The organism is Kribbella sp. NPDC048928, assembly GCF_043197975.1.
GTDB lineage: Bacteria > Actinomycetota > Actinomycetes > Propionibacteriales > Kribbellaceae > Kribbella.
Window position 1 is genome coordinate 234,527 of sequence record NZ_JBICUC010000012.1, and the last position, 24,099, is coordinate 258,625.

General features: G+C 69.0%; 26 protein-coding genes. 20 read left to right on the forward strand and 6 right to left on the reverse strand.

Annotation, left to right across the window (positions count from 1 at the left end; translation table 11 throughout):
* Nucleotides 1-37: 37 nt before the first annotated feature.
* A complete protein-coding gene (locus ACGFI6_RS39430) occupies nucleotides 38-1,054 on the reverse strand; it encodes a LacI family DNA-binding transcriptional regulator (RefSeq protein ID WP_393127799.1) in 1,017 nt (338 codons plus the stop codon).
* A gap of 86 nt (nucleotides 1,055-1,140) precedes the next feature.
* Between ACGFI6_RS39430 and ACGFI6_RS39435 the strand changes: the two genes are divergently transcribed.
* From ACGFI6_RS39435 to ACGFI6_RS39445, 3 genes are all read left to right on the forward strand, one after another.
* Nucleotides 1,141-2,433, forward strand: a complete 1,293-nt coding sequence (locus tag ACGFI6_RS39435; RefSeq protein ID WP_393127800.1) for an ABC transporter substrate-binding protein — start codon at nucleotides 1,141-1,143, stop codon at nucleotides 2,431-2,433.
* Between the two features lie 15 nt (nucleotides 2,434-2,448).
* The gene (locus ACGFI6_RS39440) at nucleotides 2,449-3,327 is read left to right on the forward strand and encodes a carbohydrate ABC transporter permease (protein WP_393127801.1); all 879 of its coding nucleotides are present in this window, start codon (nucleotides 2,449-2,451) and stop codon (nucleotides 3,325-3,327) included.
* A gap of 118 nt (nucleotides 3,328-3,445) precedes the next feature.
* Nucleotides 3,446-4,360 (forward strand): carbohydrate ABC transporter permease, encoded by a 915-nt coding sequence (locus ACGFI6_RS39445; protein WP_393127802.1) that lies wholly within the window; start codon nucleotides 3,446-3,448, stop codon nucleotides 4,358-4,360.
* Nucleotides 4,361-4,402: 42 nt separating this feature from the next.
* Here ACGFI6_RS39445 and ACGFI6_RS39450 read toward each other — a convergent pair whose 3' ends face one another.
* Together ACGFI6_RS39450 and ACGFI6_RS39455 are read right to left on the reverse strand one after the other, a co-directional pair.
* Nucleotides 4,403-4,777: a hypothetical protein gene (locus ACGFI6_RS39450; RefSeq protein WP_393127803.1), complete on the reverse strand. Its 375-nt coding sequence runs from the start codon at nucleotides 4,775-4,777 to the stop codon at nucleotides 4,403-4,405.
* A 122-nt stretch (nucleotides 4,778-4,899) separates the two neighbouring features.
* Complete coding sequence (locus ACGFI6_RS39455) at nucleotides 4,900-5,538, reverse strand: TetR/AcrR family transcriptional regulator (protein WP_393127804.1); 639 nt, start codon at nucleotides 5,536-5,538, stop codon at nucleotides 4,900-4,902.
* A gap of 110 nt (nucleotides 5,539-5,648) precedes the next feature.
* On the opposite strand from ACGFI6_RS39455, the gene ACGFI6_RS39460 reads away from it, so the two are divergent.
* Complete coding sequence (locus ACGFI6_RS39460; RefSeq protein ID WP_393127806.1) at nucleotides 5,649-6,644, forward strand: hypothetical protein; 996 nt, start codon at nucleotides 5,649-5,651, stop codon at nucleotides 6,642-6,644.
* A gap of 3 nt (nucleotides 6,645-6,647) precedes the next feature.
* Here the strand turns inward: ACGFI6_RS39460 and ACGFI6_RS39465 are convergent, their stop codons facing one another.
* Nucleotides 6,648-7,514 (reverse strand): phosphotransferase, encoded by an 867-nt coding sequence (locus ACGFI6_RS39465; protein ID WP_393127807.1) that lies wholly within the window; start codon nucleotides 7,512-7,514, stop codon nucleotides 6,648-6,650.
* Between the two features lie 87 nt (nucleotides 7,515-7,601).
* On the opposite strand from ACGFI6_RS39465, the gene ACGFI6_RS39470 reads away from it, so the two are divergent.
* From ACGFI6_RS39470 to ACGFI6_RS39490, 5 genes are all read left to right on the forward strand, one after another.
* Entirely contained in the window at nucleotides 7,602-8,282 is a 681-nt protein-coding gene (locus ACGFI6_RS39470; protein WP_393127808.1) for a TetR/AcrR family transcriptional regulator, read from the forward strand.
* Nucleotides 8,279-9,334 (forward strand): FAD-dependent oxidoreductase, encoded by a 1,056-nt coding sequence (locus ACGFI6_RS39475; RefSeq protein ID WP_393127809.1) that lies wholly within the window; start codon nucleotides 8,279-8,281, stop codon nucleotides 9,332-9,334. Before ACGFI6_RS39470 ends, ACGFI6_RS39475 begins: the two co-directional genes overlap by 4 nt.
* Before the next feature lie 77 nt (nucleotides 9,335-9,411).
* Nucleotides 9,412-11,913, forward strand: coding sequence for an FtsX-like permease family protein (locus ACGFI6_RS39480; protein WP_393127810.1), 2,502 nt, complete (start codon nucleotides 9,412-9,414; stop codon nucleotides 11,911-11,913).
* Entirely contained in the window at nucleotides 11,903-12,358 is a 456-nt protein-coding gene (locus ACGFI6_RS39485; protein ID WP_393127811.1) for a hypothetical protein, read from the forward strand. The genes ACGFI6_RS39480 and ACGFI6_RS39485 overlap by 11 nt, the downstream gene beginning before the upstream one ends.
* Entirely contained in the window at nucleotides 12,355-13,200 is an 846-nt protein-coding gene (locus ACGFI6_RS39490; protein ID WP_393127812.1) for a hypothetical protein, read from the forward strand. Before ACGFI6_RS39485 ends, ACGFI6_RS39490 begins: the two co-directional genes overlap by 4 nt.
* On the opposite strand, the gene ACGFI6_RS39495 is transcribed toward ACGFI6_RS39490, so the two are convergent.
* Nucleotides 13,179-13,571, reverse strand: coding sequence for a DUF1844 domain-containing protein (locus tag ACGFI6_RS39495; protein WP_393127813.1), 393 nt, complete (start codon nucleotides 13,569-13,571; stop codon nucleotides 13,179-13,181). The two genes, ACGFI6_RS39490 and ACGFI6_RS39495, sit on opposite strands and share 22 nt — an antisense overlap.
* Before the next feature lie 334 nt (nucleotides 13,572-13,905).
* Between ACGFI6_RS39495 and infC the strand changes: the two genes are divergently transcribed.
* The 8 genes from infC (at nucleotide 13,906) to ACGFI6_RS39535 (ending at nucleotide 20,490) form a co-directional block, all read left to right on the forward strand.
* Nucleotides 13,906-14,583 carry a translation initiation factor IF-3 gene (gene infC, locus ACGFI6_RS39500; protein ID WP_393127815.1) on the forward strand — a complete coding sequence of 226 codons (678 nt, stop codon included), beginning with the start codon at nucleotides 13,906-13,908 and terminating at the stop codon, nucleotides 14,581-14,583.
* 92 nt (nucleotides 14,584-14,675) lie between these two features.
* Nucleotides 14,676-14,870 (forward strand): 50S ribosomal protein L35, encoded by a 195-nt coding sequence (rpmI, locus tag ACGFI6_RS39505; protein WP_130383713.1) that lies wholly within the window; start codon nucleotides 14,676-14,678, stop codon nucleotides 14,868-14,870.
* A 74-nt stretch (nucleotides 14,871-14,944) separates the two neighbouring features.
* On the forward strand, nucleotides 14,945-15,337 hold the full coding sequence (rplT, locus tag ACGFI6_RS39510) for a 50S ribosomal protein L20 (protein ID WP_131367113.1): 393 nt from the start codon (nucleotides 14,945-14,947) through the stop codon (nucleotides 15,335-15,337).
* Between the two features lie 35 nt (nucleotides 15,338-15,372).
* Nucleotides 15,373-16,173 (forward strand): TrmH family RNA methyltransferase, encoded by an 801-nt coding sequence (locus ACGFI6_RS39515; protein ID WP_393127817.1) that lies wholly within the window; start codon nucleotides 15,373-15,375, stop codon nucleotides 16,171-16,173.
* On the forward strand, nucleotides 16,170-17,078 hold the full coding sequence (locus tag ACGFI6_RS39520) for a CehA/McbA family metallohydrolase (RefSeq protein WP_393127818.1): 909 nt from the start codon (nucleotides 16,170-16,172) through the stop codon (nucleotides 17,076-17,078). Before ACGFI6_RS39515 ends, ACGFI6_RS39520 begins: the two co-directional genes overlap by 4 nt.
* Before the next feature lie 55 nt (nucleotides 17,079-17,133).
* On the forward strand, nucleotides 17,134-17,709 hold the full coding sequence (locus tag ACGFI6_RS39525) for a hypothetical protein (protein ID WP_393127819.1): 576 nt from the start codon (nucleotides 17,134-17,136) through the stop codon (nucleotides 17,707-17,709).
* Nucleotide 17,710: 1 nt separating this feature from the next.
* Entirely contained in the window at nucleotides 17,711-19,588 is a 1,878-nt protein-coding gene (locus tag ACGFI6_RS39530) for a hypothetical protein (RefSeq protein WP_393127820.1), read from the forward strand.
* Between the two features lie 188 nt (nucleotides 19,589-19,776).
* A complete protein-coding gene (locus ACGFI6_RS39535) occupies nucleotides 19,777-20,490 on the forward strand; it encodes a hypothetical protein (RefSeq protein ID WP_393127821.1) in 714 nt (237 codons plus the stop codon).
* Here the strand turns inward: ACGFI6_RS39535 and ACGFI6_RS39540 are convergent.
* Entirely contained in the window at nucleotides 20,480-21,187 is a 708-nt protein-coding gene (locus ACGFI6_RS39540; RefSeq protein ID WP_393127822.1) for a TetR/AcrR family transcriptional regulator C-terminal domain-containing protein, read from the reverse strand. The two genes, ACGFI6_RS39535 and ACGFI6_RS39540, sit on opposite strands and share 11 nt — an antisense overlap.
* A 55-nt stretch (nucleotides 21,188-21,242) precedes the next feature.
* On the opposite strand from ACGFI6_RS39540, the gene ACGFI6_RS39545 reads away from it, so the two are divergent.
* The 3 genes from ACGFI6_RS39545 to ACGFI6_RS39555 are packed head-to-tail and all read left to right on the forward strand — an operon-like array spanning nucleotide 21,243 to nucleotide 24,055.
* A complete protein-coding gene (locus ACGFI6_RS39545) occupies nucleotides 21,243-22,766 on the forward strand; it encodes an MFS transporter (protein ID WP_393127823.1) in 1,524 nt (507 codons plus the stop codon).
* 25 nt (nucleotides 22,767-22,791) lie between these two features.
* Nucleotides 22,792-23,718, forward strand: a complete 927-nt coding sequence (locus ACGFI6_RS39550) for a hypothetical protein (protein WP_393127824.1) — start codon at nucleotides 22,792-22,794, stop codon at nucleotides 23,716-23,718.
* Complete coding sequence (locus ACGFI6_RS39555; RefSeq protein ID WP_393127825.1) at nucleotides 23,711-24,055, forward strand: hypothetical protein; 345 nt, start codon at nucleotides 23,711-23,713, stop codon at nucleotides 24,053-24,055. The genes ACGFI6_RS39550 and ACGFI6_RS39555 overlap by 8 nt, the downstream gene beginning before the upstream one ends.
* Nucleotides 24,056-24,099 lie beyond the last annotated feature (44 nt).

Sequence of the window (24,099 nt, forward strand, 5' to 3'; positions counted from 1 at the left end):
GCCGTCAGGGCAACACTAAGCCAGCATCGGCGCCGCGTCAGGCCGGCGGCGCGGTCGATTCGCGGACCGTCAGCACCGGGTCGGCAGTGCGCCGGTTGATCACCGTGCCCGGGTCGGCGATCGTCTCGAGCAGCACCTCGGCGGCCTGCCGCCCGAACTCGAACGTGTCCCGCGACAGCGCGGTCAGCGCCGGATGCATGAGCTGGGTGAGGATCGAGTCGTCGAACGCCACGATCGACAGCTCCGCCGGAACCGCGACGCCCATCTCCATCGCGACGCCCAGCCCCGCGACCGCCATCACGTCGCTGTCGTAGACGATCGCGGTCGGGCGACCCGACTGGGAGAGCAGCTTGCGGGTGATGGCCGCGCCCTCCGCGTCGCTGAAGTCCGTGGGTAGCGACGGGGCGTCGAGCAGCCCGAGCCGTGGTGCCGCATCGCGGACCGCGCGGATCCGGCGCTGGGTGTGCTGGAAGTTCGGCGTACCGGCGACGTGGGCGATCCGGCGATGGCCGAGCGCGGCCAGGTACTCGACGATGGCCAGCATGGCGTCCCGGTCGTCGGCCCAGACCGAGGCGAGCGCGCCCTTGCCGCCACGGCCGCCGATCACCACGGCCGGCAGCTCGAGCGCCTTGAGCGCGTCGACCCGCGGATCCTTCACGGTCAGGTCGACCAGGATCACGCCGTCCACGCGGTGCTCCGAGGCCCACCGCCGGTACACCTCGATCTCGGCCGCGGTGTCCTCGACGATCAGCAGCTGCAGCGAGATCGACTCCGCCGAGAGGCCGGACTGGACGCCGGACAGCAGATGCGCGAAGAACGGCTCGACGCCGAGCGTCCGGGCCGGCCGGGCGATCACCATGCCGACCGAGTCCACCCGGGAAGCGCCGAGCGCCCGCGCCGCGCTGTGCGGCCGCCAGCTCATCTGCTCGGCGATCTTCAGGATCCGCTCCCGGGTCGCGTCGCTGACACCGGGCCGTCCGTTCAGCGCGAACGACACCGCGCCCTTGGACACCCCGGCCCTGGTTGCGATGTCCGCGATCGTCGGTCTGGCCACGAGCCACCTCCCTTCACCCTTGACAGCGGATTCTACGATGTGGATAGTTCGGGAGCTATACCGGTTTATCAATTCCAGGAGATCCCATGCGTAGACGCCGTCCGGCGATCGTGGCAGTTCTTGCCGCCGCCGCCCTCACCCTCGCCGGCTGCGGCCTCGGTTCGGAGGATTCCGGCAGCAGCGACGCGAAGCCGACCGTGGACGCGAACGCCCAGGTCACCGGTGAGGTCAGCTTCCAGACCTGGGCGCTGAAGCCCAAGTTCACGTCGTACGTCGAAGGCGTGATCAAGGCGTTCGAGGCGAAGTACCCCGGTACGCATGTCACCTGGCTCGACCAGCCCGGCGACGGTTACGACAAGAAGGTGCTCAGCCAGGCCTCGGCCGGCCAGCTCCCGGACGTGACGAACCTGCCGCCGGACTTCGCGCTGTCGCTGGCCAAGCAGAACATGCTGCTCGACGTCGCGGCCGCCGACCCGAAGATCAAGGACGAGTACGTCGAGGGCGGCGTGCAGGCGTACCAGTACCAGGGGCTGAACGGAACGTTCGGCTACCCGTGGTACCTGAACACCGACATCGACTACTGGAACGCGACCAAGTTCGCCGCGGCCGGCCTGGATGTGAAGAACCCGCCGAAGACCTTCGACGAACTGCTCGCGGCCGCGAAGGTGATGCACGACAAGACCGGCGGCAAGGAGTACCTGATGAGCCGGCTGCCGGGCATCGGCGACTTCACCAACGCCGGGATCAAGATCCTCTCCGACGACGGCAAGAAGTTCACCTTCAACACCCCCGAGGCCGCGGCGCTGCTGGACAAGTACCGCGACGCCTACAAGGCCGGGTACATGCCGCGCGACATCCTGACCAACGAGTACCTGGGCAACTCGAAGCTGTTCACCCAGGGCAAGGTGGCCTGGACCACCGGCGGTGGCAACGCGATCCAGGACTTCAACAAGGACAACCCGTCGCTGAAGGGCAAGGTCGTCCCGTCGCCGGCGCTGGACACCCCGCCGCTGTACGTCCAGGGGCTGTCGGTCTCGGCGAAGACCAAGAACCAGGCCGCGGCGATCGCGCTCGCGCGGTTCGTCACGAACGCCGAGAACCAGGCCGCGTTCGCGAAGATCGTGAACATCTTCCCGTCCACCAAGGCCTCGGCCTCCGACCCGTACTTCTCGAAGTCCGACGGTACGCCGGAGAGTGACGCGAAGGTGCTGGCGTTCCAGTCGCTGGCGAAGGCGAAGAACCTGCAGCCGCCGGTGATCAGTGGCGCGACCAACGACTTCATCGGGCAGCAGATCTCGCTGGCGATCGCCGGCAAGATCTCGTCGAAGGCAGCCCTCGACGCCGCGGTGGCCAAGGCCGACCAGCTGCTGACTTCCTGAATGAAACGGCACAGCATGCGTTACAACCGTTGGTTCACCCCGTGGGTGCTGGTGATTCCAGCACTCGCGTGGTTGCTGGTGTTCAACCTGTGGCCGTCGATCAACACCGTCATCCTGTCGTTCACCAACGCCAGGCCGATCGGCGGCGGCCACTACGTCGGGCTGAAGAACTTCGAGACCCTGCTGCACGACGAGCAGTTGCGCTGGGCCCTGCTCAACAGCCTCATCTACATGGTGGTCTGCCTGCCGTTCCTGACGGTCTTCCCGCTGCTGCTCGCCGTACTGGTGGAGAAGAAGCTGCCCGGGATCACGTTCTTCCGGACGGCGTTCTACACGCCGGTGGTCGCGTCCGCGGTCGTGGTGGCGCTGATCTGGCAGTGGATCCTGGACGACCGGGGCCTGGTGAACGGGCTGGCCGAGAAGCTCGGCGTGATCTCCGGGCCGCTGCCGTTCCTGTCCGACCAGTGGCTGCTGTTGCTGAGCGCGATCAGCCTGACGATCTGGAAGGGCCTCGGGTACTACATGATCATCTACCTGGCCGCCCTCGGGAACGTCGGGCGGGAGCTGCACGAGGCGGCCGCCGTCGACGGCGCCGGGCCGATGCGCCGGTTCATCCACGTGACGATCCCCGGCGTCCGCGGCACGATGATCCTGATCTCGATCCTGATCTCGGTGTCGGCGTTGCGGGTCTTCTCGGAGCTGTTCATCCTCAGCGGCGGCAAGGGCGGTCCGGGCGGCCGCGACAACTCCGTGGTGATGCTGATCCAGCAGTACAGCCAGGGTTTCGAGGGCAATCTCGGGTACGCGTCCGCCCTGTCGATCGTGCTGTTCTTCGTCACGGTCGTACCGATGCTCGTCCTGGCCCGGCTGAACCGTCGAGGGGCGGAAGCATGAGCTGTATTGAATTGCCGCGACTCCGTCGCGGCGGGTCATGGGGCTGGAACTCCCGGTCTTCCCTCGTCGCTCCGGTCGCTTCGCTCCCTCCGCTCCTCAGTCCAGACCGGGAGGCCCCATGACCACGGTGACCGACCCCGCCCGTCCGGCGGTCTCCCCGGAGGCGCCGAGCAAGCCGCCGCGGAAGAAGGGATCGTTCGGGTTCAACAGCGTTTCGCCGCGCGAGAAGGTCGTGCGGTACGCGCTGCTGGTGTTCGTCCTGCTGATCACCATCGGGCCGTTCCTGTGGCAGCTGTCGACGTCGCTGAAGGGCACGGGGGAGGACATCTACACCCGGATCCCGCGGCTGCTGCCCGCGCAGCCGACGTTCAGCCACTACAAGGAGGTCACCGACACGATCCCGGTCTGGGACTACGCGCGGAACTCGCTGGTGGTCGCCGTACTGGTTGTCGGAGGCAACATCATCGGTGCGTCGCTGGCCGGGTTCGCGATCTCCCGGCTGCAGTTCCGCGGCCGCAAGATCGTCCTCGGGCTGTTCCTCGCGACGCTCGTGCTGCCCGGCGAGGTGACGATCATCTCGCAGTACGTGACGGTGCGGGAGTTCGGCCTGGCGAACACGCTGTTCGGGGTCGCGCTGCCCGGCATGATCGGCGCGCTGAACGTACTGCTGATGTACAACGCGTTCCGTTCGCTGCCCATCGAGGTGGACCAGGCAGCGGTCGTGGACGGCGCGAACGCGTGGCAGCGGTTCATCTACATCGGCCTGCCGTCGGTGCGCGGGACGATCAGCGTGATCGCGATCTTCGCGTTCATCGGCGCCTGGGACGACTTCCTCTGGCCGCTGATCGTGCTCACCGATCCGAACAAGTACACGCTGACGGTCGGCCTGCAATACCTGTCCGGCACCTTCAGCAACAACCCGCGGCTGATCGCGGCCGGCACCATGATCGCGTTCATCCCGATCGTGATCGTCTTCGCCAGCCTGCAGCGGTTCTTCTTCAAGGGCGTCGAGGAAGGCGCGGTCAAGGGATAGCGACAACCCGCTCCGGCCGGAGCCGGAGCGGGTTCTGCCGGACTACTTCACGAGCACGATCGAGTTGATCTTGGTGAAGTCGTGGTTCGGGTACGCGCCGGTGTAGCGGTAGACCGGGCCACAGTTCGTGCCGCCGTAGTTCAGGCACATCTTGAAGCCCGCACCGCCGGTCTGGGCGTTGATCAGTACCTTGTAGCCGATCACGTTCGACAGGTTGTGCGCGCCGTAGCTGTACCAGATGTTCTTGCTCAGGATGCTGCCGTTCGGCTCCCGCAGACAGACGGCGCCGGACGGGCAGGCCGTCGCCGTCACGGCGTCCGTCGTGTTCGTCGCTGCGCTGGCGCTCGGCGCCATCGCCACCCCGGTACCGACCACGGCGGCCGCGATCCCAGCAGCAGTCATCGCAAACTTGCGCATCGTTTCATCCCCTCCGAGTGGTGGCCCCCGATCGAAGGCCTCACCGTCGAAACTAGGCGCGTCCAGCCTGTGTGGGCAGGGGGTTCAGGCAGGTTTCGGCCTGCACCGAATGGGGTTGCCCGCTATCGGTCGAGCAGCATCCGCAGTGCGTCGACGAACCCGTCGGTGTCGGTGAGTTCGAACGCCGCGCACTGCAGGACGTAGCCGTGCAGCAGCGCCATCAGGACGCGGGCCGCGTTCTCGGGATCCAGGTCCGCGGGCACCGATCCGGATGCCTGGCCTTGGCGGAGGCCTTCCGCGATCCGGCCGCGTACCGCGTCGAAACCGGCCAGCGCGCGGGCACGCATGTCGTCGTGGCGCATCAGCTCGGCCCAGCTCTCGATCCCGCAGCGGATCAGCTCCTCGACCGGCACGTCCGCGCCGTCGATGCGCCGGACGGCGTCCCGTGAGAACCGCTCGGCGGCCGCCGCCGCGAACCCCGCCGGACTGATCGGCCCGGGCTCCCCGGCGGCCGCGTCGGCTGATTCGTCGGCTGATTCGTCGGCACCGAACAAGGCCTGGAATGCCTGGCCGGAGATCTCCAGCACCAGGTCCTCCTTGCCGGCGAAGTGCCGGTACGCCGCCCCGACCGACAGGCCGGCCTCCGCGGCGATGTTCGCCATCGAGGTCTGGTGAAAACCGTCCCGGGCGAAACATCGCCGGGCGGCGGCGACGATCTCGGTACGGCGGGCCACCCGGCGGGCTTCGGTCAGTCGTGGCATCGGTCCTCCAGCGCTCTCCCGAACCAGCATAGTGAATACTCGTTCGCGTTGACAACCGGCTCCTGGCGTCGTTACATGGTGAACGATCATTCGCTATGAGGAGGTTGCTGATGACCGTGAAGGTGTGCTGCTACCGCTACGACACCACACAGGCGCTGCTCGACGGCACCGTCGGGATCGACGGGTACGACACGACGTTCGAGGCCGCGCCGACGCTGGTCGACGTGTTCGAGCGGACCCTGCGCACGCGGGAGTTCGACGTCTCCGAGCTGGGACTGACGTATCTGCTGCGCGCGCTCGAGAGCGACGTCCCGCCGTTCGTCGCGCTGCCCGTCTTCCCGAACCGGATCTTCCGGCACAGCTGCATCTTCGTGAACCGGCACAGCGGGATCCGCGGGCCGGCGGACCTGACCGGCAAGACGATCGGCGAGTTCGGTCTGTACGGGCAGGACTCGGGAATCTGGGCGAAGGGCGCCCTCGCCGACGACTACGGGTTCGACCCGGCCGCGAACCGCTGGGTGATCGGCGGACTGAACGAGCCGATGCCGCCGTTCGCGTTCACGTCGCATCCGCGGCCGGACGGTATGGAGATCCGCGACGCCGGTCCGGACGAGGCCCTCGACGCGATGCTCGAGGACGGCCGGATCGACGCCCTGTTCACCGCGAACGTCCCGCAGAACGTGCTCGACGGTACGGCGGACAACATCGTCCGGCTGTTCGACGACTATCCGGCCGTCGAGCGGGAGTACTACCGGCGGACGCAGATCTTCCCGATGATGCACACGATCGTGATGCCGCGCGAGGTGGCCGACGAGCATCCGGAGCTGGTGCGGGCGACGTACGACGCTTTCGCCCGGTCCCGTGAGGTGGTGATGGAGCGGTATGCCACGGATCGCAGGGTCTTCGAGGTGAGCACGATGATCCCGTGGGTCGCGGAGTTGTTCGAGACGAACCGCGAGCTGTTCGGCCCGGACGACTGGTGGCCGCAGTACGGGCTCGAGGCGAACGAGCTCGTGCTGGACACGTTCCTGCGGTACTCCCACGAGCAGGGCCTGACCAAGCGGCGCTGGACGCCTGAGGAGATCTTCTTGCCTCTCGGCAGCTGACCCTCAGTCGATCCGCGTTTCCACGAAGGTCAGCCAGTAGTCGGTGTCGGCGGGGGTGTGGTGGCGGATCGACCAGTCGACCTGGCGGAGCGTCATGTGGGCCCAGTAGAGCCGCAGGACGGCGGGGGAGAGGACGCTCTCGAGCAGCTCGTCGAACCATGCGAGGTCCGTGCCGGCCAGCCGGACGCTCGCGTCGAAGCGCAAGGTGACCAGGCCGAACAGCCGATCGCCGCGGCCGATGCCGTCCCAGTCGACGATGCCGGTGATCGCGCCGGTCTCGTCGACCAGCACGTTGCCGGTGTGGAAGTCGAGGTGGACGAGATCGTCGCCGGTCATCCCGGCGGGCTCGCTGTGCCCGACCTCGTGGATCCACCTCAGCAGTCTCCGGGTGCGGTCGTCGTACCGTTCGAGCGACTCGTGCAGGCAGAAGCCGGGGCCGCTCTCGAGCAGGTACATCGACGGGACCGGCAGATCGGTGCGGTCGGCAACGATTCCGGCGAACCGTGCGTTCAGGTCGATCATCGCCTCGAGCAGCTTGCGGTCGAACACGGCCGGCTCGTTTCCAGGCAGCCGTTCCTGGACGACGCCGACGTCGCCGGGCAGTTCGGCGAGCAGGTCGTATCGCGGAACCGGTAGCCCGAGAGTGCGAGCCGCCTCCAGTACCTCCGCCGTCCGCCGGAGGTCCTGGACCGATCCGAAGCCGCGGGTGAGGACGCCGTCGCGCCCGTCGGGCCAGCGGACGAACGCGGCACCGACCTGGCCCGCTGCCGCCTGAGCGACGAATTCCAGCCCGGCACCGGTGGTGCGGTTCACCTCGCGGAGGAGCTCGCGGGCGTCGAGCTTCGGGACGGGCGGCGGCAGATCGGTCATAGCGCCCGACCGTACCGGCCGGGGTGCCGTCGGCCGAGTGGATATCACGAACTTGTTCGTAACGAACATGTTCGTTACGCTGTCGAGGTGACAGAGGAACCCAGGAGCAGACGGGAACGGCCGGCCAAGGCGCCGTTGACGCGGCGCGGCATCGTGGCGGCCGCGGTGCAGGTGATGCGGTCCGAGGGGATGGACCGGGTGACGATGCGACGGCTGGCGAAGGAGTTGGACACCGGTCCGGCCTCGCTCTATGTGTACTTCCGGAACACGGCCGTCCTGCACGGCGCCGTGCTCGACGATCTGCTGGCGGCGGTGGACCTGGGCCCGGTCGGCGCCGCGGGCGACTGGCGGCTGCGGATCGAGGCGGTGCTCGCGTCGTACATGGACGTCCTGTTCGAGTATCCGAGCCTTGCGCAGTCGGCCGTGTCGGCGCGACCCGCGGGTGAGAACTACTTGCGCCTCCTCGAGGGCCTGCTGGCGTTGCTGGATGAGGGTGGCGTGCCGGCGGATCAGGCCGCGTGGGGCGTCGACATTCTCTTGCAGCTGGCGACGGCTGCGGCTGCTGAGCACGCGGGCGGTGACGACCCGGAGGCGTGGGGCGCCGCACGCGCCGCGCTGCTCGCGGTGAGCCCGGACACCCATCCGCGGATCGCTGCCCTCGGCGAGGGCCTGTTCAGCGGATCGGGGGAGGAGCGGCAGTCCTGGGGGATCCGCGTACTGATCAACGGGGTGCTCGGCACTCCACGCACAGGAGGTGAATCGGCATGATCGCAATCATCGGTGCCGGGCTCGGTGGACTGATGCTGGCCCGGATTCTGCATGTCAACGGCGTCGAGGTCGTTGTCCACGAGGCGGAGGCGTCGCCGACCGCACGCACGCAGGGCGGGATGCTCGACATCCACGAGGACTCCGGTCAGGTGGCGCTGCGCGCGGCCGGGCTGTACGACGACTTTCTGTCGCTCGTGATGCCGGGTGGCGAGGCGATGAAGATCTACGACAAGCACGCCGTGCTGCGGCACGCGGACGACGGCGGCAGCGGACGGCCCGAGGTGCAGCGCCGGGCGCTGCGGGACCTGCTCGTCAACAGCCTGCCCGACGGCACGATCCGCTGGGGGTCGAAGGTCGTCGATGTCACAGGCGGGCTCCGCCTTGCCGACGGGAGCACGGTCTCCGCGGACCTCGTGGTCGGTGCCGACGGCGCCTGGTCGAAGGTGCGGTCACTGGTGTCGGACGCGGTGCCGCAGTACGCCGGGATCTCGTTCGCGGAGCTCGACCTGCTCGATCCGTACGTACGGCATCCGCAGAGTTCCGAGCTGATCGGTGGCGGATCGATGTTCGCGCTGTCGGAGGGCCGCGGGCTGCTGGCGCACCGGGAGCCCGATCGGCTGCACGTGTACGCGGCCTACCGCGCGGAGGAGGGCCGGCCGATCACGCGGGAGGTGCTCGAGGCGGAGTTCGCCGGATGGGACGAGTCGCTGCTGCGGTTGATCCGGGAGGCCGACGGGGAGCTGACGCCGCGACCGATCTACGCGCTGCCGATCGGGCACCGGTGGGAGCGGGTCCCGGGCGTGACGCTGCTCGGCGACGCGGCCCACCTGATGTCGCCGTTCGCCGGCGAGGGCGCCAACCTGGCGCTGCACGACGCCGCCGAGCTCGCCGCCGCCCTGCTCGCCGATCCTCTCGAGACGGCCCTGGCCCGCTACGAGTCGGCGATGTTCCCGCGCGCCGAGGAGTCCGCTCAAGGATCCGCAGATAACCAGGAGGTCCTGTTCGCCCCGGATGCGCCGGACACCCTGGTCAGCTTCTTCGCCGGGGTCTAGCGCTCCCGGGGAGGCGTATTAGCTGCCGGAGCAGCTGAGTTTGCGCGATGGATACCGGGTATGCATACTCAGTATCTATGTCGATCAAGCACTGGGTTCTTGCGCTGCGGCTCGCGCGGCGTACGGCCCGCCGCACGCTCGGGCGCACCGTCCTGATCGCGGCACTGGTCGGACTGCCCGTGCTCGCGGGCAGCTGGTTCAGCGTCGTGCACCGCGCCACCCATCCGACCGGCGAGGTGCTCGCGCGCACCGTGCTCGGCTCCGCCGACGCCCGGCTGACCGTCCCGTCGGCGCGGACCGACGTACGGCGCGTCTTGCCGAGCGGTTCGCAGTACGTCAGGGCTCAGGCGCCGGTCGGCGATATCGAGCTGCGCGGGGCCGGTGCCGATCTGACTGCCGCGCTCGTCACGGGTGACTTCACGAGCGCGTTGGCCGCCGGTACGTACCGGCTCGACGACGGGCGGATGCCGGTCGAGCCGACCGAGGTAGCGCTCTCGCCCGCGCTGGCTGATCATCTGGGGCTGCATTCGGGTGGAGTGCTGACGGCCGCGAACGGTACGGCGTACCGGATCGTGGGGATTGCTCGCACGCCCGACTTCGCGACGGGCCGGGAGGTGTTCGCAACGCCGTCGGTGGGGGATCCCGATGCGCAGGCGGAGTACCTCGTCGATCTGCCGGACGGGACGGACGTCGACGGTCTGGCGGACAAGCTCAGCAAGCAGGAGATGACGCTGGTATCGCGGGCGGCCGTCATCGATCCGCCGCCCACGCCACGCGATCCGGTCGGCGCAACTGCGGCACGAGTGCTCGTGGTCGGCTTCGCCGTACTGGAGCTGGTGCTGCTCGCGGGTACGGCGTTCGCGGTCGTGGCTCGGCGGCAGACCCGTGAGCTCGGCCTGGTCACAGCTGTCGGTGGTACGACGGCCGACGTACGGCGGTTCGTGCTGGCGCAGGGGCTGTACGCCGGACTGCTCGGCACCGGGGGTGGACTCGGGATCGGAGTCGCGGCCGCGCTGCTCGGGAAGTCCTGGTGGGAGAACGCGACCTCGACGTTGATCACCCAGTGGCAGCTGCCGTGGTTGCAGCTGCTCGGAGTAGTTGCAATCGGACTAGTTGCAGGTCTGGCGGCGGCGCTGATTCCGGCGATCGGGGCCGCTCAACGCCCTCCGCTCGCGGCCCTGGCCGGCCGGTTCACCGCCGTTGCGGGCGCCGTTCGGCTTCAGCGCGTGGCATTGACACTAGTTGCATTCGGCCTAGTTCTGTCGGTCGTCGGCAACCTCCAGCTCGCGGCTGCCCTCGACACAGCCCGCGCGGAGCGATCCGCTGCCGACCCGACCCAGCTCTCGCGCGTCGCCTCGGCCTCGCCGACGCTGCCGGTCGCCGTGGTCGTCGTCGGCATCACGCTGGTCGTGGCCGGCCTGGTCTGGATGCTCCCCGGCCTGGTGGGCAAGGTCGCCGGGAGTGTGCGCAATCTGCCGCTCAGTCTGCGGCTGGCGCTGCGGGACGCGGCACGGCACCGCCATCGCACCGGTCCGGTCACGGCGGCGATCATGATCGCGGTCGCGGGGACGACAGCGCTCGCCTTCGCGGTGGTGAACGAGTCGGCCGCGAAGGCCCAGAACTACGAGCCGGCCGGGCGGATCGGTGACGCGGTACTGCAGTTCCGCGGCGACATCCCGTACTCGCCCGGCCTGGTCGACCGGGTCCAGAACCTGCTCCCGGCGGCGCACCGCTACGAGCTGAGCCGGGTCGCGTTCCGGACGACCAAGAGCGAGCAGGGCTACACACCCGGGATCAGCGTCTACTCGACGGGCTACTCACTGCTTGCGGTTGACCCGGCGTACATCGCCCGCTTCGGCGACTGGGGACAGCGGGCCGCGGCCGCACTACAGCGCGGCCAGGTCGTCGTACCGCTGCCGACGATGCTGCACGACGGCCAGGTGAAGCTGGCCGGCGGCGACGACCTGGACGGCCGGAAGGCTTTCCTGCGCCCAGCCGCGGTCGTGACCTCGCCGCCGCGGATCGGCCTGCTGCCCCGGTCCGGGTTGATCAGTACGGACGCCGCTCGCCGCCTCGGCAACGTCACGGTGAACGAGGTGCACTTCAGCCTGCGCGAGCAGCCCACTGCGCCTCAGCTGTCCGCGGTGGCGAAGCTGCTCGGCCATGAGGACGAACTGAAAGTCGAGCACGGGTATCAAAGTCCGGTACGGAGGGCGTCCATCGGCCTGCTGGTCCTGGGGGCGACGGCGACGTTGCTCGGTGTCGCGATGTCGGTCGCCCTGTCGATGTCCGAAGGGCGCGCGGACTTCGCGACGCTCGCCGCGGTCGGTGCGCCGCCGCGTCTGCGTCGCGCGCTCGCGGCCGCACAGGGATGGTTCCTCGGGCAGTTGGGCTGCGTGCTCGGGCTGGTGGTCGGTGCCCTGTACGGGTTCACCGCGCACACCGTCGTCGGTTCGCCGACAGTCGTCGTGCCGTGGGCGGTGCTTGCCGGCATCGCCGTACTCGTGCCGCTGTTCGCCGGCGCGGTGCCTTATGTGGTGACTCGTTCGCGGATGGAGATGGTGCGTCGTGCCGACTGAACGCAGGCTGGGTCGTCCCGGCCGTTGGGTACGGGTCGCGGTCGCGGTGATCGGGATCGTGTTGCTGGTCAACGGGTCGGTACGGGGCAGCGACGACCTGTGGCCGTTCGGCCCGATGTCGCAGTACTCGATGGTGGTCGCCGACGACGAGTCGATCGTCTTCACCCGGATCAGCGCGGTCACGGACGCCGGTACGACGGTCGACGTACCGCTGAACATCGAAGGCGCCGGCGTCGCGCGGGCCGAGATCGAAGCGCGCGCCGGGGAGATCGTCAAGGACCCGTCCTTGCTGCAGCAGGTCGCCGACGGGTGGGCGCGCAAGCATCCGGACCAGCCGAAGTACGTCGGCCTCGAGCTGATCCAGGACACCACGACGCTGGTCGGCGGACGCGTGTCCGGACCGCCGACCCCACGAGTATTGACCACCTGGAAGGTGCGCCCATGAGCTGGTTCACGCCGTCGATCGCGCTGGGGCGGATCGCCTGGCTGCGAACGGTCCTGTACTTGTTCGTGATCCTCGACATGCATGCGTTCGTCCGCGACACGTTGCTCAAGGGACAGCACCCCGGGCTGTACCAGCCGCTGCTCCTCGCCCGGCTCTTCGACCTCCCGAAGCCGACGGTCGCGAACACGACCACTCTGTACGTCGTCCTGATCGCGGCCTGTCTGCTCGGCGCGACGAACTACCTCCCGCGCGTGGCCGGCTGGATCGTCGCCCCGGCGTTCACGTGGTGGGTGCTGATCGGGATGAGTGACGGCAAGGTCGACCACGACCACCTCGCGCTGGTGATCGCCTTGTGGGTACTGCCAACGGTCCCGGCCGGCAGGCGGGGCCTCGCGGCGTACGGCGACCAGACCCGGTCGGACGCGGCCGGCTGGGCGATCCGGTGCATCCAGCTCTGCGTGATCGCGACGTACTTCCTGTCCGCGCTCGCCAAACTGCGCAGCGGCCACTGGACGCTCGCGTGGCCGAGCAGCGCCGTACTGACCTGGGCGATCGTGCGGCGGCCGCATCTGGTCGGGGAGTGGCTGCTGCAGCATCCGTGGATGCTGCACGTCATGCAGTGGGTCGGGATCGTGGCCGAGTTCTGCTCGCCGGTGATCCTCTGGCTGAAGGGGCGGTGGCAGCTGTTCGGAGCCCTGTTCTTCCTCGGGTTTCATGCGGCCACCACTGCGATCCTGCTGATTCACTTCCTGCCGACGGTCGTCTGCTGGCTCGCGTTCGCGCCGCTGGAACGGATCCGGAGCCGCAGGTCGCGCTCGGACTACTTGCTCGCCGCGGGGTAGACGGCGCCGGTGTACTTCTCGCCGGGGGCCTGGCCGGGCTCGTCCTGGATCGTGCTGGCCTCGCGGAACGCCAACTGGAGGGAGCGCAGACCGTCCTTCAGTGGGGCGGCGTGGTGGTGGCCGAGGGAGGGCGCGGCGGCATCCATCAGGCCGGCCAGCGAGTCGATCAGCGAGCGGGCCTCGTCGAGGTCCTTGTGCTCGGGCAGGTCGGCGGCCAGTCCGAGGTTGACCGCGGCCGCGCTCATCAGGTGAAGTGCCGCGGTGGAGATGATCTCCACGGCGGGGACCTCGGCGATGTCGCGGGACGCGGTCGAGAGCGGATCAGGCTGCGCGGCGTCGTCTGGCTGCGAAGTGGCATCTACGTCGGTCATGCTGCTACTCTTGCATGGCGACCGACCCGGTCCGTTGGTGACCCCTGAGTGGAATACTCGAGGGCCCCCGGTGGTTCGAGTCTAAGCGGAGGGCCACCTCCCACCCAGTCGATGAACAGTCGGCGGGTCCCGGTCACGCTGAGAGATTCTGGAGGACATCCGGAAGATCACAGCGACAGTACGACGTACCAGCCGCAAGGTTGGCCCGGCGTACATCTGGGAATTGGGCCTTCGTGTGATCGCACGAGGGCCTTTTTGTGTTTCCACGGCCCGCGGCGGATCGCGAGGTGGCATCCAGTACTAGTTCAACCCAGGAGGACCCATCACCACTGATTTGCGCGTCAACGAGCGCATCCGCGTTCCCGAGGTGCGGCTGGTCGGACCGAACGGTGAGCAGGTAGGCATCGTCCGGATCGAAGACGCACTTCGGCTGGCCCAGGAAGCCGATCTCGACCTGGTCGAGGTCGCCGCGACCGCCCGGCCTCCGGTCTGCAAGTTGATGGATTTCGGCAAGTACAAGTACGAGACCGCGCAGAAGGCGCGCGAGTCCCGCCGGAACCAGACCAACACCATCATCAAAGAGATGAAGCTGCGGCCGAAGATCGACCCGCACGACTACGAGACCAAGAAGGGTCACGTGGTGCGGTTCCTGAAGGCCGGGGACAAGGTCAAGATCACCATCATGTTCCGTGGACGTGAGCAGTCCCGGCCCGAGCTCGGGTTCCGGTTGCTGCAGCGGCTGGCCGAGGACGTGACCGAGCTCGGCTTCGTCGAGTCCTCGCCGCGTCAGGACGGCCGGAACATGATCATGGTGCTCGGACCGCACAAGAAGAAGTCCGAAGCGCGCGTGGACGTGGAAGCCGAGAAGGCGCAGCGGAAGGCCGAGCGGGAGGCCGACGAGGAAGCGGAGCGCGTGGAACGCGCCGAGCAGGTCCAGGCTCACGAGGCCGAGCGCGCCGCCGGTGTCACCAAGAAGCCGAAGGGTCCGGCCGACAACCTCGACCCGGAGTGACGAACCGCTCCGGCCGCGAACTGAACCACCGGCGGCCGGAGCCGTCACACCGACGATCGAGTCAACGAAGAAAACTCAGGAGCAGAACTGCCATGCCGAAGATGAAGACCCACTCGGGGATGAAGAAGCGGGTCCGGGTCACCGGGTCGGGCAAGATCCGTCGTGAGCAGACGGGTGTCCGCCACCTCGCCGAGGCCAAGTCCTCGAAGCGCAAGCGCCGGCTGTCCGGCACCGTCGAGGTCGCCCCGGCGTACGTGAAGAAGGCCAAGAAGCTTCTCGGCATCTGAGCCCCTCCCACCCGAACATCCCCCGCTGTGGGCCCTTGCGGTCCGTGGCGCAGAAATACAAGGAGTAACACCTCATGGCACGCGTGAAGCGGGCAGTCAACGCCCACAAGAAGCGCCGGGTCGTACTCGAGCAGGCCAGCGGTTACCGCGGCCAGCGCTCGCGGCTGTACCGCAAGGCCAAGGAGCAGGTCACCCACTCGCTCGTGTACGCCTACCGTGACCGCAAGGCGCGCAAGGGCGACTTCCGCAAGCTGTGGATCCAGCGCATCAACGCCGCGGTCCGCGCCGAGGACCTGACGTACAACCGCTTCATCCAGGGCCTGCGGCTGGCCGAGGTCGAGGTCGACCGGAAGATCCTCGCCGACCTGGCCGTCAACGACCCGGCCGCGTTCTCCGCGCTCGTGCAGGTGGCCAAGGCCGCCCTGCCGGCGGACGTGAACGCGCCGAAGAGCGACGCCGCGGCCTGAGCCGCCGTACCTGTCGAAAAGTAGTAAGCACCCGAGTGGCGAGTCCTGGTCTGCTGACCGCGCAATCCGCGCGGATCAAGCAGGCGCGGCGGCTCGCCACTCGTGCGTTCCGGCGCAAGGCCGGCCGCTTCCTGGTCGAAGGCCCACAGGCCGTCCGCGAGGCGCTGGAGCATCGTGAACTGGTCGTCGAGGTATACGCCGAACCGGCCGTCGCCACCCGGCACCGCGATCTGCACGACCTGGCCGCGGCGGCCGGCGTCCCGTGGTTCGAGGTCGACCGCGCCGCGATCGAGGCGCTGAGCGAGACCGTCACCTCCCAGGGCGTCGTCGCCGTCTGCTCCCTGGTGACCGTGCCGCTCGGCAGCACCGGCAAGCTGATCGCGGCCGGCGTCCAGGTCCGCGACCCGGGCAACGTCGGCACCTTGATCCGGACGGCGGACGCAGCCGGAGCGGATGCCGTCGTACTGTCGGCCGAATCCGTCGACCCGCACAACCCGAAGGCGGTCCGCGCCAGCGTCGGCAGCATCTTCCACGTGCCGATCAGCACCGACGTCGAGATCGTCACCGCCGTCCAGGCCTGGCGTGCGCAGGGCCTGCAGGTGCTCGCCGCGGACGGGTACGGCGCCACCGACCTGGACACCTGCATCGACGACGGCACCCTCGCGAAACCGACCGTCTGGCTGTTCGGCAACGAGGCGCACGGCCTCCCCGACGAGATCAACGCCGTCGTCGACCACTCCGTCAAGGTGCCGATCTACGGACGCGCCGAGTCGCTCAACCTGGCCACCGCCGCGGCCATCTGCCTGTACGCATCCGCCCGGGAGCAACGACGATGATCTTCGACCTGCCGGGCCGGTTCTGGCGCGGGAACCTGCACACCCACTCGAACCTGTCCGACGGGTACCTGTCCCCGGCCGGGACCGCGCAGGTGTACCGCGACGCCGGGTACGACTTCGTGGCGATCACCGACCACTTCCGCGGTGAGTACGGGTTCCCGATGACGGACACGCGGGACCTGCGGACGGACGGCTTCAGCACGCTGATCGGTGCCGAGCTGCACGCACCGCTCACCGAGGCCGGACAGGAGTGGCACATCATCGCGGCCGGGCTGCCGCTGGACTTCGCGCCGCCGTCGGCGGGGGAGACCGGACCCGAGCTCGCCCGCCGCGCCCGGGCCGCGGGTGCGTTCGTCGGCATGGCCCATCCGGCCGCGTCGCTGCTGACCGCGGTCGACGCCGAGAGCCTGGACGCGGCGCATTCGATCGAGGTCTACAACGCACTCTCCGACCGCGAGGACCGTGGCGACAGCTGGCACCTCACCGACGTCCTGCTGAACCGCGGTCATCGCATGACGACGTACGCCGCCGACGACGCGCACCTGCAGCCGCAGGACCCGCCGCCGTGCAAGGCCTGGGTCCACGTCCGTGCGGAGTCCCTTGACCCCGACGCCCTGCTGAGCGCGCTGAAGGCCGGCCACTTCTACTCCAGTACCGGCCCGGAGCTGTACGACGTACGTATCGAGGGCAACGTGGTCGTGGTCCACTGCTCGCCTGCGACGAAGATCCTGCTCAGCGGCGGCCATCCCGGTGCAGAGGTCAAACAGGGCACCGACCTCACCGAGGCATCGCTCCCGCTGGGCCTGTTCCGCGGCCTGCACTGCCGGATCACGGTCGAGGATGCCGCCGGTGGTCGCGCCTGGACCAACCCGATCCACCTGCCTGTGGACAACTCAACGCACTGAATGCCCTCGGTGTGTCAGCCTTTCGTCACGTACCGCTGACGAAAGGACCTCCGACATGCTCTGGCCCGCGCTGCGCGCCCACTCCGTTGGCAAGCTCTCCGAAGCTCAGGTCACCTGGCTGCGGGAGCGCTTCGGCCTCACCGAAGGCCCGCGGACCGAGGGGCCGGCGGCCGACGGCAGCCTGGCGCACCGCAGGCTGACCGACGAGGAGGGCATACCGCTCGTCCTCGATCTGACCGCGATGGAGCGCGACGGCTGGTTGTTCACGCTGTTCCAGGTGACTGCGGACAAGCCGACGGCCGACTTCGTCGCGAAGCAGCGCGCCGAGTTCCGGGCCGCGGTCGACCACCTAGGGCTCAAGCTGCTGGAGATCGAGCCGGCCGCGACCGCCGACGAGGTCTCGCTCATCACCCTCTCCGCCGAGGACGAGCAGCTGGACGCCTTCGACGGGGTCTGGGATCTGCCCGACGACCTGAATCGGATCTGGTTCCACCTCGGTCTGCTGCGGGACTCGCCGCGGGAGGTCCAGGAGGTCAAGCTGCGCCACTTGATGGGGACCTCGGGCTGGCGTCAGGCGCCCGAGCGGGTTCGCCGGCAGGCGCAGGAGTTCCTCGACGGGGACGGCCGGTGAGATGACTCCTGACGTGCTGCCACCACGTGGCTCGGGCGAGCGCCGGCAGTACGAGCGTCTCGGCGGAGCCCTGCTGAGCGACGACGGCCGGATCGTCGCGCCGCCGCAGGCGAAGACGATCGCGATCGAGGCACTGGCCCGGCGGATGCGGACGCCCACCATTGAGCTGGTGCTCGCCGCGACCGGGCTGATCGTCGGGAGCGACATGGCGGGGCGGCTCGGCGACGGCCGGTACGTACTGGTTCCGTTCGACGAGCACTACCCGTCGAAGGGCGCCGACCTGCTGCACGCCGACGAGCTCCGCTCGGAGCTGTACCGGCCGCACGCGCATCGGGCGATCCGGATGGACACTGCGGAGGCGGAGCGGCTGGTCCGGACGATCGCGACCAGCGAGCTGATGCGTGCTTGGTCGTACGGTTCGAGCAACAACCCTCGGTCGCTTGCGCTGCAGGAGGTCGCCCGTGACGAGTTCGCGCTGCACAGTGTGCGGGGGCGGCACCTGGACGGCAGCACGCGATCGGCCGTGGATCTCGAGCTCAAGTACAACCGGAATGCGCTGACCGAGTTCCTCCGCACGCAGTACGCGATGACGCAGGAGGTGCTGCACGCGCGGGGCATCTCGGAGCTGATCTCGTACCGGGCCTACATCTGGACGCCGGATGGGAAGCGGCCGGCGTGGGCGGGTCATGAGGGGACTGTCGTCGAGACTCGGCAACGGCCGCTGGCGAGCTGGTCGCCCGATCGGCAGATGATCTCGGCCTGGCTGCGGGAGCGGCCGGACCACGGCGTGATCCTCGCTGCCCGGCATGCGGCTCAGGACATCGTCTCGCTCCCAGTGACCGGGATGGGCCTCCTGGACCACAAGCGCTGGGTAACCCTCCCCGGCAACCACCGCGCCGTCGTCGACAGCACCATCTCCGACCCACACATCGCTGAACCGGCTTCACCGGCGCGCATCCTCACAGCTGTTCCTGATCATCGTGTCGCTGGGTGGGGGCCAGTGGGTGTTGCGGCGCGGGTTGGCGCGCCGGATGCGCTGGACGTTCGGATCGGGCGGATCCTCGACGGGCGGGAGGAAGCGCCGTCGTGGTGGCTGCGGGACGACTCCGGCTACGCCATCACGCGACGGGACCTGGAGTTCCTCCGGATCGAGCCGCAGCAGGTGCGCTGGATGCTGAACCGGCAGGCGCCGATGGGCCTGACTCCCAGGCTCTACCACCAGTTCGGCAGCGAGCTCGGGGACGCGCTGCAGCTCGACCGGGTCACAGGGAGCCAGGTCGACATCCGGCTCAAGGGCACCGCCGCCGGGTTCTTCTCCGGCCTGCACAAGACGCTCCCGAGCGAGGCCGAGCTGGCCGGCAAGCCGGCGGCGCTGCGCCGGCTGCGCCAGTGGTTCGGCGACGACGAACACCGGCCGCTGCGCCGTCCGTACGACGCGATGTACCGGCTCGGCCTGGAGCGCGAGCCGAGCGACTACGACCTTGACATCAACAGCACGACCGCGGTGCGGGCAGCCCGTGGGTACTGGCGAGACCACTACCGCGACCGCTATCCAGGGGACTTCATGACCGGCCACGGGTACCTCGACAAACAGGCCGTACGTGGCGCGCTCCCGCATGTGTCCGACTGGGCGACCCGCTGGGAGGACAAACTCGGCCGGCCGTTGTCGCTCGGGGTCTTCGAGTCCACCGGCCCGTTCGACGAGGCCTCCTTCGGCCGCACGATCTCGGAGCACTTCAGAGACTCGGACTGGATCGTTCACCACCGTCAGGAGGTCGCCGGACCGAGCCTCGCACGGCCTCAGCACATCGTCTCCAGCACTCGGCCGGAGCATCTCCGCCGCGCGTCCGGCAAACACCACGCGGTGATCCGCAGCTGACCGCCGTGCCGAGGACGTTGTTGACGGTCGGGCGCGTGGCGTGTCAGCGTTGGCGCAGCGCGTACCAGGACGCCTCCTCTCCGCGGCAAGCACCGAGTGCACCTGGACTGCAGGACCTGACAGTCGGCCGGTGAACTCCCTTCGGGACGGCCTGATCAGCGGAGCGGGCTGCCCTGGAAGGACCGTCGATGTCGACCACACCGCTGCCCGCGAAGGCCAGCCTCAGCCAGCTCCGCGCGAGCGCGAAGGACCTCCGCAGGGCCGTCGGCAAGCAGCGCCCCGACGCCATCGAGCGGGTCCGTCGCCACCATCCGTCGTACGACGGGAACGCGGCCGGCTTCACGTTGCGGGACGCGCAGCTGACGATCGCCCGCGAGTACGGCCTGGCGAACTGGCCGGAGCTGATGGAGAAGGTGGCCACCGAGCTGGTCGAAGGCCGCGAGCTGCACCGGTACTTCGGCGTCGAGCTGAACAACGAGACCTGGGACCTGCTCGACGAGATCGACGAGACCAGCCCGTTGGCGGACCAGGAGCGGCTCCTGTACGGCGCGTACGCGGCCTGCCTGCACTGGCTCGAAGCGGGGAACGAGGCGAACCACGCGCGTGGTGAACACCTGATCGCCCGGGTGGCGCTCCGGATCGGCCGCGTCGAGACCGGGCTGCACCATGCTCGCCGTTGTCTCGAGCTCGTACAGACCTACCCGGACAGGATGGGGGACTGGGACGAGCCGTTCGCCCGGGAGGCGCTGGCGCGGGCGCTCGCCGCGAACGGGCAGCCGGGTGCTGCACGCGCGGAGCTGGACCGGGTCCGGGAGCTGGCCGGGCACATCGCCCGGGAGGGGGACCGCAAGGTGCTGCTCGAGGAGCTCGCGAAGGGACCTTGGTTCGGGCTTACTCCTTGACGCGGGTCGCGAGGCCGTCCAGGAGGGCGTCGAGGCCGAAGACGAAGCTCTCGGTCAGGCCTGCATCCAGGTCGGTCGTGGTTCGGCGGCTGACGGAGCGGCGCATCTCCGGGTACTCGTCGGAGGCGACGGCCTGGGCGTGCTCGAGCAGCTCGCTCACCCAGGTCTCCTCCGAGCGGCCGGACTTGCGGACCATCTCACGGGTCGCGACCTCGGCGCTCACAGTGCCGAGCACGTACGACATCACGCTGCCCATCGCCAGGTCGACCGCGTGGTCGGAGAACCCGGCGGCCGCGAACAGCACCAGGCCGCGTTCGCCGAGCGACATCGCGTGCGGGCCGATGCTCGGGCGGGTGTACATCACCTCGGGCAGCCAGGGATGCCGCAGTACGGCGGACCGCAGACTGTGACCGAACAGCAGGGCCCCGCTGCGCCAGCCCGCCAGCTCCGGCTCGGGGACGTCGATCTCGCCCCAGACCTCGTCGATCAGCAGATCGACGAGGTCGTCCTTGGTCGGCACGTGCCAGTAGAGGCTGGTCGCGCCGGCGCCGAGCTTCGCGGCGAGTTTCCGCATGCTCAGGCCGGACACGCCGTCGGTGTCGAGGAGCTCCATCGCCGCGGTCACGATCTGGTCCCGGCTCAGCGTCTCGCGGGCGGGTGGTGCCTTGCGTTCGCGGGTCCAGATCGAGTCGGTCATGGATCCATCCTACAAAGGACTCGCACACCGTACGAGTTCGTCGTACAGTGTGCGAGTGACTAGTACACCGTTCGAGTCCTCCTCCGACGCGGCGACCGGGCATCCCCGGCGCTGGTGGATCCTGGGGATCCTCTGCCTGAGCCTGATGGTCCTCGTCGTCGACAACACCGTCCTGAACCTCGCGATCCCGTCGCTGATGCGCGACCTGGACGCGACGCCCGCGGACATCCAGTGGGTGATCGACGCGTACATCCTGGCGTTCGCCGGGCTGCTGCTGACCGCCGGAAGCCTGTCCGACCGGTTCGGGCGGCGGAAGATGCTGCTGCTCGGGCTGGTGATCTTCGGGGCCGCGTCCCTGCTCGCCACGCTGGCGGTCAACCCGGGGCAGTTGATCGCCTGCCGCGGCCTGATGGGTGTCGGCGGTTCGCTGCTGATGCCGAGCACGCTCTCGCTGCTGTTCACGGTGTTCCCGCCCGAGGAGCAGCGCAAGGCGATGGCCGGCTGGTCGATGGTCGCGATGGTCGGTGTGGTGGCCGGGCCGACGGTCGGCGGCGTGCTGCTGAACCACTTCTGGTGGGGCTCGATCTTCCTGCTGAACGTGCCGATCGCCGCGCTCGCGATCATCGGCACGCTGGTGCTGATCCCGGAGTCGAAGGGCCCGGCGCGGAACGTCGACCCGGTGGGGGCCGTCCTGACGATGGTCGGGATGGCGTCGGTCGTCTGGGCGATCGTCTCGATCCCGCTGTACGGCTGGGGTTCCGCCCGGGTGCTCGGCGGGCTCGCGGTCGGGGTGGTCGCGCTGACCGCGTTCGCGTTCTGGGAGAAGCGGAGCGCGCATCCGATGGTGCCGCTGGCGCTGTTCAAGGACCGGCGGTTCAGCGGGACGAGCTTCTCGATCGTGCTGCTGTCGTTCACGGCCGGCGGGTTGCTGCTGGCACTGACGCAGTACCTGCAGTTCGCGCTCGGGTACTCGCCGCTGAAGGCCGGGCTGGCCTTGATCCCGTACGCACTGTCCGCGGCGCTGTTCAACGGTCTGGGCGCGACGCTCGGGAAGAAGGTCGCGGACCGGACGCTGATCTCGCTCGGCCTGCTGATCATCGCGGGCAGCTTCGCGATCCTCACGCAGGTGTCGGACTCGTCCGGGTACGGGCTGCTGATCATCGGCCTGCTGGTGATGGGGATCGGCGGCGGGCTGGCCGGTCCGGCGGCATACACGCTGTTGATGCAGGCCGTTCCGGCGGAGCATCGCGGCGTCGGCTCGGCGATGAACGACACCGTCCAGCAGACGGGTGCTGCGCTGTCGGTCGCCGTACTGGGCAGTGTGCTCGCGGCCGCGTACTCCTCGGCGCTGCCGGACTCCGTCCCCGAGGCGGCCCGGAAGTCGATCGCCGACACGCTTGCGCTCGGCCCGGACTTCCTCGCCGCCGCCAAGCATGCCTTCGTCGACGCCATGTCGATCGCGATGACGGTCGGCGCGATCGGCGCGGTCGCCGGTGCGGTCGTCGCGTTGACGGTCCTCCCGAAGGGCGAGAAGAAGGTGCAGGACGCCGGGGTCTCCGTGGACGACCCGGTCCACTGACACCATGCACTGACAGCATTCGGGCATGACGAGACGGTGGCTGATCGACCTGCCGACCCGGATCCATCTGTGGTCCGCGGAGTTCCAGATCCGCCACCGTTCGCCGTCCCCGAACCCGGCCAGGTTGCGGAACCTCGACGTACTGCGGGCGTACCGGAAGTCGCGTGCCTTCCCACGCAACGACACCGGCCTGCCGAGGACGCCGTACTTCGTGGACGCTGCCGGCCGGCACTGCGCGGTCGGCCACCTGATGCGCGAGTCGGGCGCAACGGATGCCGTACGGCGGATCGCGGCCGACACGAACCTGGCCCGGATCGACGACATGAACCGCGCCGTACTGACCGACTGGACGGCACGCTCCGGTCTCACACAACGCGAATTGGCCCGAATCCAGCCCAACTACCCGAACGACTCGCAATGGGCGGTCGTCCTGCTGCTCTGGTCATCGCTGGTGATGATCCCGCTCGCGCTGCTGTCGGTCGTTCTCCATCGGGTACGAGCCGATCGCACCGGTGTGCGGAGCGTACTGACGGTTGCCGGTCTGGGGTTGTGCACGGTACTGACGTGGTTCGTGTGGAGCCTGCTGTCGGAGGCCGGCGAGGGGCCCGGCTTGATCGCGACGGCCGGATGGGGCATCGTGCTCGTCGGGCCGATCTTCGCCGCGGTGGTGACAGCGTTCCTCGTCCGCGACGGGCGGATCGCGGCCGGCCTGGTGACGCCCGCCTCCGGCGTGCTCACCGGTGGATTGATGACGCTGCTGGCGACCGTCTACCTCATCCTCGACGTCGTCGTACCGAACCCGAGTGACTTCGACCCGGGCGTGATCAGCATGAGGCCGGACCACCCGATCTTCTGGTCCCCGCCCGCGTTCATCGCACTCGCGCTGGGCCTCCTGACCCTCGCCTGGTCCCTACCCGCCCTCCACCGAACCGTCGCGGACCAGCGTGCCTGAGTTCCAGCAGCTCGCCAACCTCGTCCTGATGGCGATGCTGATCCTGCTCCCGTTCGCGCTCGGCACGATGCTGTTCGGGCGATCACGCGGCAACCGCAAGGTCCTGAAGTGGGCGCGCGTGCTCGCGATCGCCGCGCTCGTCCTCGCGATCGGCTACGACGTGGCCGGCGGGGTCTGCCTGATCCTCGCCGAACCCACTCCCGACCATCCCCCGTGGAGCAACCCCACCCTGGTCACGCAGTACCCGTCCTTCTACCTCGCGATCGGCACCGGAGCCTTCCTGGCCGCCCTCGGCGTACTAGCCGCCGTCATCCGAGCCCGCCACCGCACCGGCTGAACCACCTTGGGGAGGATTTCCCTCCCGGATCGGGACGAAATCCT

Bases quoted from the DNA above. Each gene is read 5' to 3' on its own strand.
- ACGFI6_RS39435 (WP_393127800.1), top strand. From the start codon at position 1,141: ATGCGTAGACGCCGTCCGGCGATCGTGGCAGTTCTTGCCGCCGCCGCC.
- ACGFI6_RS39440 (WP_393127801.1), top strand. From the start codon at position 2,449: ATGCGTTACAACCGTTGGTTCACCCCGTGGGTGCTGGTGATTCCAGCA.
- ACGFI6_RS39445 (WP_393127802.1), top strand. From the start codon at position 3,446: ATGACCACGGTGACCGACCCCGCCCGTCCGGCGGTCTCCCCGGAGGCG.
- ACGFI6_RS39450 (WP_393127803.1), bottom strand. From the start codon at position 4,777: ATGCGCAAGTTTGCGATGACTGCTGCTGGGATCGCGGCCGCCGTGGTC.
- ACGFI6_RS39455 (WP_393127804.1), bottom strand. From the start codon at position 5,538: ATGCCACGACTGACCGAAGCCCGCCGGGTGGCCCGCCGTACCGAGATC.
- ACGFI6_RS39460 (WP_393127806.1), top strand. From the start codon at position 5,649: ATGACCGTGAAGGTGTGCTGCTACCGCTACGACACCACACAGGCGCTG.
- ACGFI6_RS39465 (WP_393127807.1), bottom strand. From the start codon at position 7,514: ATGACCGATCTGCCGCCGCCCGTCCCGAAGCTCGACGCCCGCGAGCTC.
- ACGFI6_RS39475 (WP_393127809.1), top strand. From the start codon at position 8,279: ATGATCGCAATCATCGGTGCCGGGCTCGGTGGACTGATGCTGGCCCGG.
- ACGFI6_RS39480 (WP_393127810.1), top strand. From the start codon at position 9,412: ATGTCGATCAAGCACTGGGTTCTTGCGCTGCGGCTCGCGCGGCGTACG.
- ACGFI6_RS39490 (WP_393127812.1), top strand. From the start codon at position 12,355: ATGAGCTGGTTCACGCCGTCGATCGCGCTGGGGCGGATCGCCTGGCTG.
- ACGFI6_RS39495 (WP_393127813.1), bottom strand. From the start codon at position 13,571: ATGACCGACGTAGATGCCACTTCGCAGCCAGACGACGCCGCGCAGCCT.
- rpmI (WP_130383713.1), top strand. From the start codon at position 14,676: ATGCCGAAGATGAAGACCCACTCGGGGATGAAGAAGCGGGTCCGGGTC.
- rplT (WP_131367113.1), top strand. From the start codon at position 14,945: ATGGCACGCGTGAAGCGGGCAGTCAACGCCCACAAGAAGCGCCGGGTC.
- ACGFI6_RS39520 (WP_393127818.1), top strand. From the start codon at position 16,170: ATGATCTTCGACCTGCCGGGCCGGTTCTGGCGCGGGAACCTGCACACC.
- ACGFI6_RS39525 (WP_393127819.1), top strand. From the start codon at position 17,134: ATGCTCTGGCCCGCGCTGCGCGCCCACTCCGTTGGCAAGCTCTCCGAA.
- ACGFI6_RS39530 (WP_393127820.1), top strand. From the start codon at position 17,711: ATGACTCCTGACGTGCTGCCACCACGTGGCTCGGGCGAGCGCCGGCAG.
- ACGFI6_RS39535 (WP_393127821.1), top strand. From the start codon at position 19,777: ATGTCGACCACACCGCTGCCCGCGAAGGCCAGCCTCAGCCAGCTCCGC.
- ACGFI6_RS39540 (WP_393127822.1), bottom strand. From the start codon at position 21,187: ATGACCGACTCGATCTGGACCCGCGAACGCAAGGCACCACCCGCCCGC.
- ACGFI6_RS39550 (WP_393127824.1), top strand. From the start codon at position 22,792: ATGACGAGACGGTGGCTGATCGACCTGCCGACCCGGATCCATCTGTGG.